We start from the raw sequence: 14,376 nt of genomic DNA, 5'->3' as shown, positions 1-14,376 counted from the left end.
TCCTCGGCCGCGTCGACTTCCAGGTGAAGGTGCGTGGCTTCCGCGTGGAGCCCGAGGAAGTCGCCACCGTGCTGCGGACGCTTCCCTCCGTGCACGAGGCCGTCGTCGTGGCTCGCCAGGACGCCCCCGGTGAAGCCCGCCTCGTCGCCTACGTCGTCGCGGATGCCTCGGGTGCATCCGTGCTCCGGGAGAGCCTCAAGCAGCGGCTGCCCGAGTACATGGTGCCCTCCGCCTTCCTCTTCCTGGACGCCCTGCCCCTCACTCCCAACGGCAAGGTCGACCGCAAGGCACTGCCCACTCCGGACGCCTCCGCGTCGAACTCCGACTACGTGGCGCCTCGCACTCCCACGGAGGAGCTGCTCGCGTCCGTCTGGGCGGAAGTGCTGCGCCTGCCTCGCGTGGGCGCGCAAGACCACTTCTTCGAGCTGGGCGGCCACTCCCTCCTGGCCACGCAGCTCGTAGCCCGCGTGCGCGCGGCATTCGGCGTGGACCTGCCCCTGCGCTCCGTCTTCGAAGCCCCGAGCCTCGCGGACCTCGCGCGTCGCATCGACGACGCGGGGAAGCAAGCCTCCGGCATTCAAGCGCCTCCGCTGGTGCGTGCACCGCGCACGGAAGCGCTGCCGCTGTCCTTCGCTCAGCAGCGCCTGTGGTTCATGGATCAGCTCGTCCCCGGCGCGTCCACCTACAACGTCCCGTCCATCCTGCGGTTGGAAGGTGAGCTGCACCTCGAAGCCCTGCGCCACAGCCTCACCGAATTGGTGCGGCGCCACGAGGCCCTGCGCACCCGCTTCCCCTCCCACCAGGGTCAGCCGTTCCAGCGCATCGTTTCACCCACGGACCTGCCCCTGCCCATGGTGGACCTCAGCCCCCTGGGCGAGGCCGCCCTCGACGAAGCACGGCGACTGGCGTCCACCGAGGCCCAGCGTTCCTTCGACCTGGCCTCCGGTCCGCTCGTGCGCGCGCTGCTGTTGAAGCTCGCACCCACCGAGCACGTGCTCGTCTTCACCCTGCACCACATCGTCTCCGACGGCTGGTCCCGCGGTGTCCTCGTCCGGGAGGTGGCCACGCTCTACGCAGCCTTCTCCGAAGGCCTGCCGTCGCCCCTGCGCGAGCTGCCCGTCCAGTACGCCGACTACGCCGTGTGGCAGCGCTCCTGGCTTCAGGGCGACGTCCTCGACGCCCAGCTCGACTACTGGCGCCAGCACCTCGCGGATGCCGCTCCGCTGGAGCTGCCCATCGACTTCCCACGCCCCGCCGTGCAGTCGTCGCATGGAGGCATGCAACCGCTGCGGCTGCCCCTGCCGCTCGCGGGTGCACTCAAGGCGCTCGCCCAACGTGAAGCGGTCACCCCCTTCATGCTCCTCATGGCGGCCTTCCAGGTGCTGCTGTCGCGCTACTCAGGCCAGGAGGACATCAGCGTTGGCTCACCCATCGCGGGCCGCACGCATGCGGAGACCGAAGGCCTCATCGGCTTCTTCGTCAACACGCTCGTCCTTCGCTCCCACGTCGCGTCGAAGGCTTCGTTCCGCCAGTTGCTCCAGCAGGTGCGCGAGGCGGCCCTGGGCGCCTACGCCCACCAGGACGTCCCCTTCGAGCGCCTCGTGGAGGAGCTGCGTCCTCAGCGTGACCTGACGCGGCCGCCGCTCTTCCAGGCGCTCTTCGCCCTGCAGAACACGTCCATGCCTTCGCTCCAGGTCCCCGGGCTCGCCTTGCGAGGACTGGAGCTGGAAGGCCACAACGTCAAGGCCGAGCTGGAGCTGTTCATCTCCGAGTCTTCCGACGGCTTCGACGGATCGCTCGGATTCAACACCGCCCTCTTCGCTCCCACCACCGCGCAACGCATGGCGCGGCACTTCGTCTCCCTCGTTGAAGCGCTCGTCGCCCATCCCGAAGCGCCGCTCGCCTCCGCGGCCATGCTCTCCCAGGACGAACTGCACCAACTCCTGGTGCAGTGGAACGACACGCGGTCGCCCTTTCCCCACGAGACCTCCATCCACCAGCGCTTCGCGGACCAGGCTCGCGAAAGGCCGGACGCGCTGGCCGTCCTCTTCGGTGACGACGCCCTCACCTACCGGCAACTGGACGAGCGCGCCAACCAGCTCGCCCACGCCCTCATCGGCCTGGGCGTGCATCCGGGCACTCTCGTGGCGCTGGGCCTGGGGCGTTCGCTCGACCTCATCGTCGCCATCCTCGGCGTCCTCAAGGCCGGCGCCGCCTACGTCCCGTTGGAGATGAGCTACCCCCACGAGCGCCTCGCCATGCTCCTGGAAGACTCCGGCGCTCCCGTGCTGGTGACTCGCTCCGACTGGGAGCAGAGCCTCCCGTCCTTCTTCGGCTCCTCCCTCCTGATGGACGACGACGCGCCACTCCTCGCGCGCAAGCCCACGCACGCGCCTGCCGTGCCTGCGTCCGCGGACAGCCTCGCCTACGTCATGTTCACCTCCGGCTCCACCGGACGGCCCAAGGGCGTCATGGTGCCCCACCGCGGCGTCGTGCGGCTGGTGTGCGGCGCGTCCTACTTCCGCTTCGGCCCGGAGCACCGCTACTCCCAGCTCGCGCCCACTGCCTTCGACGCCTCCACGATGGAAATCTGGAGCGCCCTGCTTCACGGCGCCCAGCTGGTGCTCGCGCCACCGCATTCGCTCTCGCTGGAGGAGCTCGCGGCCTTCTTCCGCCGTCACGCCCCCACGAGCGTCGTCCTCACCACCGCCCTCTTCGAGCAGATGGCCCTCCACCAGGGAGACACCCTCGCGCGTGTCTCCCAGCTCATGATCGGTGGCGACGTGATGCCCGCCGAGCGCGCCCGTCAGCACCTGGCGAAGCTCGCTCCCGGCTCCGTCCTCATCAACGGCTACGGCCCCACCGAGAACACCACCGCCTCCACCGCCCACATCATGGGCCCGGCGTCACCCGTCGGGCATGCGGTGCCCATCGGCAAGCCCATCGGCCAGTCCACCGTATACGTGCTGGATACCCACCAGCGGCCCGTGCCCGTGGGCGTGGCCGGTGAGCTCTTCGTCGGGGGCGCCGGCCTCGCGTGGGGCTACCTGCGTCGGCCCGACCTCACCGCCGAGCGCTTCGTTCCCAACGCCTTCACCTCTTCGCCCGGCGAACGCCTCTACCGCACGGGTGACAGGGCCCGCTGGCGCGCGGACGGCTCGCTGGAGTTCCTGGGCCGCACCGACTTCCAGGTGAAGGTGCGCGGATTCCGCATCGAGCCCGGCGAAGTGGAGTCCGCGCTGCAACGGCTGCCCGGTGTCGCCGAGACGCTCGTGATGGCTCGCGAGGACGTGCCCGGCGACAAGCGCCTCGTCGCCTATGTCGCCACCGGTGGATTGGCGATGGACGCCGCGGCGCTGCGGGCACACCTCCAGCAGCAACTGCCCGGTCACATGGTGCCGACCGCCTTCGTCGTGATGGAGGCCCTGCCGCTCACCCCCAACGGCAAGGTCGACCGCAAGGCCCTCCCCGTTCCCGATGCTTCCGTGCAGGAGCGGGGACGGTACATGCCTCCAAGCACCCCCACCGAAGAGTTGCTCGCCAGCCTCTGGACCGAGTTGCTCCGGGTGGACCGTATCGGACGTGAGGACGACTTCTTCGAGGTGGGCGGCCACTCGCTGCTGGGCACCCAGCTCGTCTCGCGGATCCGCACCACGTTCGGCATCGAGCTGCCCCTTCGCGCCCTCTTCGAAGCCCCCACGCTCACCCGGCTCGCCCTGCGCGTGGAGGAGGCGCTGCGGGCCACCGAGGGCTCCGCCCTGCCGCCGCCCCGCGCGGTCGACCGGGGCGACGAAGCACCGTTGTCGTTCGCTCAGCAGCGGCTGTGGTTCCTGGAGCAACTCCAGCCGGGGACGGCCACGTACAACATCCCGAGCGCCCTGCACCTGGACGGGCCGCTGGACCTCGCGGCCCTGGAGCGCGCCTTCCGCGAACTCCTCCAACGTCACGAGTCCCTGCGCACGACGCTCCATGCGCACGCGGGCGAACCCGTCCAACGCTTCCACGCCACCGCCGAATTCACCCTGGACGTGCAGGACCTGGAGCACCTGGCTCCAGACGCGCGCGAAGCCGAGGCCCGGCGTCTTGCTGGCGCCGAAGGCCTGCGCCCCTTCGACCTCGCCCGTAGCCCACTGCTGCGAGCCTCGCTGCTGCGACTCGCCGAGCACCGGCACATGCTGCTCGTGACGATGCACCACATCGTCTCCGACGGCTGGTCCATGAGCATCCTCGTGCGCGAGCTGGACGCCCTCTACCGCGCCTTCCGCCAGGGCCTTGGCTCCCCCCTGGCCGCGCTGCCCCTGCAATACGCCGACTACGCGCTCTGGCAGCGCGACTGGTTGCAGGGGGACGCCCTCGAGCGTCAGCGCGCCTGGTGGCGCCAGCACCTGGCCGGTGCGCCGCGTGCACTGGAGCTGTCCACCGACTTCCCCCGTCCCGCCGTCCAGTCCTTCCGCGGCGCCTCCGTCCCCTTCCTGCTTCCCCCGGAGCTCTCGCACGCCCTCCAGACCCTGGCGCAGCAGCACGGCGCCACGCTCTTCATGGCGTTGCTGGCCTCCACCCAGACGCTGCTCGCGCGCCACTCCGGCCAGGACGACGTCGTCATCGGCTCGCCCATCGCCGGCCGCCGCTTCGCGGAGCTCGAAGGCCTCATTGGCTTCTTCATCAACACGCTCGCGCTGCGCTCCCGGCTGGATGACGCCCCCACCTTCGTGCAGTTGCTCGGCCGCATGCGCGAGGCCACCCTCGGCGCCTACGCGCACCAGGACATTCCCTTCGAGAAGCTCGTCGAGGAGCTCCAGCCCCAGCGCGACCTGAGCCGCTCACCTCTCTTCCAGGTGATGCTCATGGTCCAGAACGCGCCCCGCGCGGCGGAAGGTGCGCGGCCCGACACCCTGACCCTGCGTCCCGTCGCACAGGACTCGGGCACATCCGCGAAGTTCGACCTCACGTTCGTCTTCACGCACTCGCCCCAGGGCCTGGTCGGCTCCGTCACGTACAGCACCGCCCTCTTCCGCGAGGAGTCCATCCGCCGGCTCGTGGGCCACCTGCGCGTGCTGCTGGAGGCCGTCGTCCTCGCGCCAGACACGCGCGTGCATGACCTGCCCCTGCTCCCGCGCGAGGAGCGCGAGCAGGTGCTCCTTGCGTGGAACGACACGGCCCGTCCCTTCGACGCCACGAATGCCCACGCCCGCTTCGAAGCCCAGGCCCTCCGCACGCCGGACGCGGTCGCGCTCGTCTCCGGGGAAGACCGCCTCACCTACCGGGAGCTCCACCAGCGCGTCCTGCGCCTCTCGCGCAGGCTCCAGGCGCGGGGCGTGCGCCCGGATGAGCCCGTGGCCCTGTGCGCCCGCCGCGCACCGGACATGGTCGTCGCGATGCTCGCCATCCTCCACGCCGGGGGCGCCTACCTCCCGTTGGATCCGGACTACCCCGCGGACCGCCTCACCTGGATGCTCCGCGATTCGCAAGCCCGCGTGCTCGTCACCCAGCAGTCGCTGCGGGACGCGGTGCCCGCGGACGGGCTCGACGTCGTCTTCATGGAGGAGACCGGCGACGGCGAGGCCGCGCACGCTCCGGGCGCCGCCCTGCCCGGGACGCGGGCCTACGTCATCTACACGTCGGGAAGCACGGGCCGCCCCAAGGGCGTCATGGTGCCTCACCACACGCTCTCCCATTTCCTGGAGGCGATGGACGCGGTGCTGGGGACGTCCACTCCGGGCACCTGGCTCGCCGTCACCAGCATCTCCTTCGACATCCACGTCCTGGAGCTCCTCTGGACGCTGACGCGCGGCTTCCAGGTCGTCCTCCACGACGAAAAGGCCGCGGCTCGGGGCGCCGCGCCTCCACTCGCGCGGTTGCTGCGCCAGCACGCCATCACCCACCTGCAGTGCACGCCCGCCTTCGCGCGCTCGCTCGTGCTGGCGCCCGACGCCGTCTCGTCGTTGGGGACGTTGCGGCACCTGCTCGTCGGCGGCGAAGCCCTGCCCGGAGCACTCGCCGTCCAACTGCGCGACGCCCTGCCCGCCGCCGTGCTGCGCAACATGTACGGGCCCACGGAGACCACCGTCTGGTCCTCCACGCACGCCGTCACCGGCGATGCACAGCCCGCCACCCTCTCCATTGGCGCGCCCATCGCGAACACGCGCCTGTACGTGCTGGACGCTCGGGGCCAGCCCGTGCCCGTGGGCGTTCCCGGTGAGCTCTTCATCGCGGGCGACGGCGTGGTGCGCGGCTATCTGGCGCGCCCGGAGCTGACCGCCGAGCGCTTCGTGCCGGATGCCTTCTCCGGACTCCCCGGCTCGCGCATGTACCGCACGGGCGACCTCGCGCGCTGGCGCTCCGACGGGACGCTCGACTTCCTGGGCCGCACCGACTTCCAGCTGAAGGTGCGTGGCTTCCGCATCGAGCCCGGCGAGGTGGAGGCGATCCTCGTGCGTCACCCGAGCGTGCTCCAGGCGGTGGCCGGGGCCCGGCCCGACACATCCGGCGACGGCAGGCTCGTGGCGTGGGTGGTGCTGCACGACGGCCAGGCGCTGGAGCCCGCCGCGCTGCGCGACTTCGCCCGCCAGCACCTGCCCGAGCACCTGGTGCCCTCGCTCTTCATGGCGTTGGACACCTTCCCACTGACGCCCAACGGCAAGGTGGACAGGAAGGCCCTGCCCGTACCGGACGCACCGGCCTCCGCCGTTGGATATATCGCGCCACGCACCCCCACCGAGGAGAAGCTCGCGGCCCTCTTCGCCCAGGTGCTTCGCGTGCCGCGCGTGGGTGCCACCGACCACTTCTTCGAGCTGGGTGGACACTCCCTGCTTGCCACGCAGCTCGTGTCGCGCGTGCGCGTCGCCTTCGACGTCGAGCTGCCCCTCCAGGCGCTGTTCGAAACACCGACCGTGGCGGAGGTCGCGGCACGCATCGACGCCGCGCTCCAGTCCGGCCAGCTCGCGGTGGCCCCTCCGCTCCAGCGCGCTCCGTCCGACCAGCCGCTGCCCGCCTCGTACTCGCAGCACCGGGTGTGGCTGCTCGACCAGCTGGCCCCCGGTGGCGCGGCGTTCAACATGCCCCTGGCCCTGCGCCTGTCCGGAGCGCTGGACGTCGAAGCCCTGCGTCGCGCGCTGGAAGCCCTGGTGCACCGGCATGAATCCCTGCGCACCACGTTCCGCGCGACCAGCGAGGGACCCATCCAGGTCATCGCACCGCCCGGCCCTCTCGCACTGGCGCCCATCGACCTGAGGTCGCTGCCCGCGGATGCGCGCGAGGCCGAGGTCCAGCGGCGCTCCGACGCGGAGGCCCAGCGCCCGTTCGACCTGGCCACGGGTCCCCTGCTGCGCGTGGCGCTGCTGGCGCTGGACGCCAGGGAGCACGTCCTGCTCCTCACGCTGCACCACATCATCAGCGACGGCTGGTCCATGTCCGTGATGGTGCGCGAGGTGGTGGAGCTCTACCGCGCCTTCGCCACCCAGACACCCGCGGCCCTGGCGCCCCTGCCCCTCCAGTTCGGCGACTACGCCGCCTGGCAACGCCAGTGGCTGCAAGGGGACGTGCTGGAGGCGCAGCTCAGCTGGTGGCGGCGTCAACTGGACGGCGCACCGAGGGCGTTGGAGCTGCCCACCGACCGGCCCCGAGCACCCCACACCTCGCTCCGCGCGGAGGTGCTCCCCGTGGAGTTCCCTCTGGCGCTGAGCGAAGCCGTGGAGGCGCTCTGCCGCCGCGAGGGCATCACGCCCTTCATGTTCCTGCTCGCGGCCTTCCAGCTGCTCCTGGCGCGCTACTCCGGCCAGGATGACATCAGCGTGGGTTCGCCCGTCGCGGGCCGAAACCGCGCCGAGCTGGAGGGGCTCATCGGCTTCTTCCTCAACACGCTCGTGCTGCGCACCCGCCTGGACGGCGACCCCACCGTGCGCGAGCTGCTGGCCCGCGTGCGCACCACCGCGCTGGATGCCTTCGCGCACCAGCACGTGCCCTTCGAGCAGCTCCAGCCGATGCGCGACCTGCATCAGGCGCCGCTGTTCCAGGTGATGTTCATCCTGCAGAACACGCCCCCGGCGGAGCTGTCCGTCCCGGGGCTGACGTTCCGCGCGCTCCCCTCGCGGAGCCGCGCCGCCAAGTTCGACATGACGCTGTCGCTCAGCCGGACCGCGCGGGGCTTCGTGGGGGCCCTGGAGTACGCAAAGGACTTCTACGACGCCTCCACCGCCGAGCGGCTGATGCGTCACCTGCACGTGCTCGTGAAGGCCCTGGTGGCCACTCCCGAGCGCCGGCTCTCCGAGCTCGCGCTGCTGACCGGGGCCGAGCGCAGCCAGGTGCTGGTGGACTGGAACCCCACTCGCGAGGACTTCCCCGACACCTGCGTGCACACGCTCTTCGAAGCCCAGGTGCGCCGCGCGCCAACCGCGCGCGCCGCCACGTTCGAGGGAACGCACCTCACCTATGCGGAGCTGGACGCCCGCGCCAATCAGGTCGCCCACGCGCTGCGCCGCCGGGGTGTCGGGCCCGAGGTGCGCGTGGCCCTGAGCTTGGAGCGCTCGCTGGACGTCGTCATTGGCCTGCTGGGCATCCTCAAGGCCGGGGGCGCGTGGGTGCCGGTGGATCCACTCCTGCCGCGCGAGCGGCGCGCCTTCATGCTGGAGGACAGCGGTGCGCAGGTATTGCTGACACAGGAGATCCTGCGGGACCGCTTCCCCGAGCCCCACCGCACGTCCGCCCTCTGCCTGGACGCGGAGCGCGACGCCATTGCCAGCGAGCCCACCGATGCACCGGCCAGTGGCGTCACCTCTCGCCACCTGGCGTACCTGCTCTACACGTCCGGCAGCACGGGCCTGCCCAAGGGCACGCTGGTGGAGCACCGGAGCGTGGCGAACCTCGTCACGCACGAGGCGATGGCGTACGGCATCGGGCCGAGCGACCGCGTCCTCCAGTTCGCCAACCTGAGCTTCGACCTGTCAGTGGAGGAGATCTTCACCACGCTGTGCGCGGGCGCGACGCTGGTCCTGGCGCCCATGGAGAAGCTGATGCCGGGCGCGCCGCTCCAGCAGTTGCTGCGGGAGGAGGCCCTGACGGTCATCAGCCTCACGCCCGCGGCGCTGGCGGCCACGCCCGCGGACGGACTGCCCTCGCTGCGCACCGTCATCTCTGGAGGCGAGGCGCTGCCCGCCGAAGTGGTGGCGCGCTGGGCCTCCGGACGGCGCCTGATCAACACCTACGGCCCCACGGAGGCCACCGTGGTGGCCACGCTCACGGACTGCGTGGCGGATGGACGGGTGCCCGCCATTGGCAAGCCGCTGGCCAACGTGCACGCCTACGTGTTGGATGCACGCGGCGAGCCGGTGCCCGTGGGCGTGCGGGGAGAGCTATACCTGGGAGGCGTGGGCGTGGCGCGCGGCTATGCGGGCAGGCCCGCGCTGACGGCCGAGCGCTTCGTGCCAGATGCGTTCTCAGGCGATGCCGGAGCCCGGCTGTACCGCACCGGCGACGTGGTGCGCTGGCGCGAGGACGGCACGCTGGAGTTCGTGGGCCGTGGCGATGCGCAGGTGAAGGTGCGCGGCTTCCGCATCGAACTGGGAGAGGTGGAGGCGGTGCTTCGCGCGGCCCCCACCGTGAAGGATGCGGTGGTGCTGGTGCGCGAGGACGTTCCGGGCGACCGGCGCCTCGTGGCGTACGTCGTCGCGGACGCGCCGGACGTGTCCGTGCTCCGGGAGCATCTGAAGCAGCACCTGCCCGAGTACATGGTGCCCGCGGCCTTCGTCGCGCTGCCCGCCCTGCCCCTCACCGCCAACGGCAAGGTGGACAGGAAGGCCCTGCCCGCACCGGACTTCACCGGTGACGACCGCGAGCACGTCCCACCGCGCACCGACACCGAGGAGCGGCTCGCCGGCCTGTGGCGCCCGCTCCTGGGAGTCACCCGCGTGGGAGCCACCGACAGCTTCTTCGACCTGGGCGGCCACTCGCTCCTGGCCACCCAGGCCATCAGCCGCATCCGGGAGGCGTTCGGCGTGGAGCTTCCGCTGCGCGCCCTCTTCGACGCCCCCACCGTCGAGGGGCTGTCCGCGCGCATCGACGCGGCCCTTGAAGGCAGGGGCGTGCTGGCCCCTTCGCGTCGGCGTGAAGGCCCCGCGCTGTCCGTGCCCCTCCTCCCGTTGGAGGAGATCGCGGCGCGCGAAGTGGCGCGGCCCGCTCCGGTGGAACCGGGCGATGACTCCGCGGGCGCACGTCCGCTCACGGACGCCGAGCGCCAGCAGGTGCTGGTGGACTGGAACGCGACGGCGACCGACTTCCCTCGCGATGCCACACTGCACAGCCTCATCGAGGCGCAGGTGGAGCGCACACCGGATGCCGTGGCACTCGCGTTCGAGGGCCGCACGCTCACCTACCGGGAGCTGGATGCACGGGCCAATCAGCTGGCGCACGCCCTCATCGCGCGCGGCGTGGGGCCGGAGGTCCGCGTGGGCCTCCTGCTGGAGCGCTCGCTGGAGCTCGTCGTCGCCCTGCTCGCCACGCTGAAGGCTGGCGGCGCCTACGTCCCCTTCGACCCTGCCTACCCTGCTCAGCGCCTCGCCTGGATGCTGGAGGACGCGCGCCCTGCCGTGCTCCTGGCCCAGGAGCACCTGCTGTCGCGCCTGCCCGCCCATGACGCCCGCGTGCTGTGCCTGGACACGCAGTGGGACGACGTCGCTCTCCAGCCCCGGCACGCTCCTCCTCCTCGCGCCTCCGCCGACGGCCTCGCCTACGTCATCTTCACCTCCGGCTCTACCGGCAGGCCCAAGGGGGCCATGAATGCCCATGGCCCCGTCGTCAACCGCCTGCTGTGGATGCAGTCCGCCTACGCCCTGGGCCCCGCGGACGTCGTCCTTCAGAAGACTCCCTTCAGCTTCGACGTCTCCGTCTGGGAATTCTTCTGGCCCCTCATGACGGGCGCGCGCCTCGTCCTCGCGAAACCCGGCGGGCACCAGGACCCCGCCTACCTCGCGCGCCTCGTCGCAGAGGCCGGTGTCACCACCCTTCACTTCGTGCCCTCCATGCTCCAGGTGTTTCTGGAGGAGCCGGCGCTGGAGTCATGCACGTCTCTGCGCCGCGTGGTGTGCAGCGGCGAGGCCCTTCCCCTGGAGCTCGCGGAGCGCTGCCTGCGGCGCCTGCCCTGGGCCGGGCTTCACAACCTCTACGGCCCCACCGAGGCCGCCGTCGACGTCACCTTCCACCAATGCCTGCCGGGCGAGTCCCGTCGCTCCGTGCCCATTGGCCGGCCCGTGGCCAATACCCAAATCCGCATCCTCGACGCGCACTTGCACCCCGTGCCCGTCGGCGTCCCGGGCGAGCTCTTCATCGGCGGTGTCCAGGTGGGCCGCGGCTACCTGGGCCGCCCGGAGCTGACGGCCGAGCGCTTCATCCCGGATGGCTTCAGCGACACGCCTGGCTCGCGCCTGTACCGCACCGGCGACGTGGCTCGCTGGCTGCCTGACGGCGCTATCGAGTACGTCGGCCGTGCCGACTTCCAGGTGAAGGTGCGCGGCCTGCGCATCGAGCTGGGCGAGATTGAGGCCACGCTGGAGCAGCACCCCGGCGTGCGTCAGTCCGTGGTGGTGGCCCGCGAGGATGCAGCGGGTGACAAGCGTCTCGTCGCCTACGTCGTGCGGAGCAGCAGCAGCGAAGCGGTGGAGGTGGGCACGCTGCGCTCGCGGCTGTACGAGAAGCTGCCCGAGTACATGGTGCCCTCCGCCTTCGTCCTGCTGGACTCCCTGCCCCTGACTCCCAGTGGCAAGGTCGACAGGAAGGCCCTGCCCGCACCCGCGACCTCGCAGGCCCGCGTCCCCACTCGCGCGCCGCGCACCGACACCGAGCGCGATCTGGCGGCGCTCTGGAGCCGCGTGCTGCGCATCAACGAGGTGGGCGCCGACGACGACTTCTTCGACCTGGGCGGTCACTCCCTGAGCGCCACCCAGGTGCTCGCGCGCGTCCGCCAGCACTTCGGGGTCGAGCTCTCGCTTCCCGACTTCTTCGCGATCCCCACCGTGGAAGCGGTAGCCCGTCGCATCGACGCGCTGGCCCTGGACCGGCCGGCAGCCACCGTGCCTCCGCTGCGCGCGCGTCCTTCACAGGGCCCCGCGCCGCTCTCCTTCGCGCAGCAGCGCCTGTGGTTCCTGTCGAAGCTGGACCCCGACAGCGCGAACTACAACCTCCCCACCGCCGTTCGACTGGAGGGCCCTCTCGACGTGGCCGCGCTCACGCGAGCCCTGCGCGACGTGCTCCAGCGTCACGAATCCCTGCGCACCACGCTCCAGGAGCAGGGGCACCAGCCCGTCCAGGTCATCGCCCCGGAACCCCTACTGCCCGCGGTCTGGGCGGATGTCAGCGGCCTTCCCGACTCCGAACGCGAGGCCGCGCTCCAGCGCCTCGTCGAGCACGAAGCGTGGCGTCCTTTCGACCTGGCGGCGGGACCGCTCTGGCGCGTGCTGCTCGTCCGGCTGACCGAGACTCAACACGCACTGCTCGTCACCCTGCACCACGTCATCTCCGACGGCTGGTCCATGGGCGTCCTCGTCCAGGAGCTGACGACGCTGTACACGGCCCACGCGCAGTCGCGTCCCACGAGCCTGGAACCACTCGCCGTGCAGTACCCGGACTTCGCCCTCTGGCAGCGCGAGTGGCTGCGCGACGAGGTCCTGGAGGCGCAGCTCGGCTGGTGGCGGGAACGGCTCCAGGGTGCGCCCCGGACGCTGGAGCTGCCCACGGATCGCCCGCGCCCGGCCACGCCGACGCTTCAGGGTGGCGCGTACGCCTTCCAGTTCCCCGTGGAGTTGACGGAAGCGATCCAGGCACTCTGCCGCAAGGAGGGCGTCACGCCGTCCATGGTGGTGCTGGCTGCCTTCCAGTTACTGCTGTCGCGATACTCCGGCCAGGAGGACATCAGCGTGGGTTCGCCCATCGCTGGCCGCACGCACGCGGAGCTGGAGGGGCTCATCGGCTTCTTCGTCAACACCCTGGTCCTGCGCACGAACCTCGCGGGAGTCGCGAGCTTCCGCGCGCTGCTCGCCCGCGTGCGGGACGTGACGCTGGGGGCGTACGCCCATCAGGACGTGCCCTTCGAGAAGCTGGTGGAAGCCCTGCGGCCCGAGCGCATCGCCGGCCGCGCGCCCCTCTTCCAGGTGTTGATCGTGTACCAGAACGCCCCGACGCCGGAGGTGCTCGGGCCCGGGCTGCGGATGGCGCCCCTGAGAATCGAGCAGCGCGCGTCGAAGTTCGACCTCTCCCTGTCCGTCAGCGACCGGGGCCAGGGCCTGCGAGGCGCGCTGGAGTACAGCACCGACCTGTTCGACGCCTCGACGGCGGAGCGCATGATGGGCCATCTGCGAGTACTGCTGGAGGGAGCACTCGCGAACCCGGATCATCCGCTCCGCGCCCTGCCCCTGCTCACGGCCGGGGAGCGGCAGCTGCTGTTCCACGCGTGGCGCGACCCGTCCGCGGCGACCGCGAAGGACGCCGGCCTGCACCGGCTCATCGAGGCCCAGTCCCGGCTCACGCCGGAGGCCGTGGCCATGGAGATGGACGGAGAGTCCCTCACCTGGGCCGAGGCGCACCGGCGTGCCCGCGAGGTGTACCGGTCGCTGGTCGTGCAGCGGAAGGTGGAGCTGCCCGCGCCGCCGCCGCTGGTACCGGTGCCGCGCACCGGCCTGCTGCCGTTGTCGTTCGCGCAGCAGCGGCTGTGGTTCATCGATCAACTGGAGCCCGGCACCGCCACGTACAACATCCCGTTCGCGCTGCGCGTGCAGGGGGCGCTGGACGTGCCGGCGTTGGGGCAGGCCTTCCACGCGCTCCTCCACCGTCACGAGGCCCTGCGCACCACCTTCGTGGTTCGTGACGCGGAGCCCTTCCAGGAGATCCACCCTGCCGGCGACTTCCACCTGACCCTGGTGGACCTGGGCGCGCTGCCCGTGGCCGAACGCGAGGCTGAAGCGCAGGGGCGGGCCGCCACCGAAGCCGCGCGTCCGTTCGACCTCGCTCGCGGACCGTTGCTGCGCGCTTCGCTGATCCGGATGGATGCGCGGGAGCACGTGCTGCTGATGACGATGCACCACATCGTCTCCGACGGCTGGTCCATGGACGTGCTCGTGCGCGAGGTGGCGGGGCTCTACGGCTCCTTCGTCCAGGGCAGGTCCTCGCTCCTGCCGAAGCTGCCCGTGCAGTACGCCGACTTCGCCGTCTGGCAGCGCACGTGGCTGCAGGGCGAGGTGCTCGAGGCGCAGCTGGGCTACTGGAAACAGCAGCTCTCCGGCGCGCCTGCCTTGCTGGAGCTGCCCACCGACAAGCCGCGTCCCGCCGTGCAGTCCCAGCGCGGTGCATCCCTGCCTGTCCACCTGCCCTTGTCCCAGACGCTCACGGACTTCT

At 71.3% G+C, this 14,376-nt stretch carries 1 protein-coding gene; it reads left to right on the top strand.

Annotated features, from left to right (window positions below; translation table 11 throughout):
* Positions 1-14,376 (top strand): non-ribosomal peptide synthase/polyketide synthase (locus D7X99_RS39345; RefSeq protein ID WP_121782230.1); only part of this gene is annotated, 14,376 nt, incomplete at both ends.

It is taken from the genome of Corallococcus sp. AB032C (assembly GCF_003668935.1).
Taxonomy (GTDB): domain Bacteria; phylum Myxococcota; class Myxococcia; order Myxococcales; family Myxococcaceae; genus Corallococcus; species Corallococcus exiguus.
The sequence above is the reverse complement of the archived record's forward strand: the minus strand, read 5'-3'. Positions and strand labels throughout refer to the sequence as shown.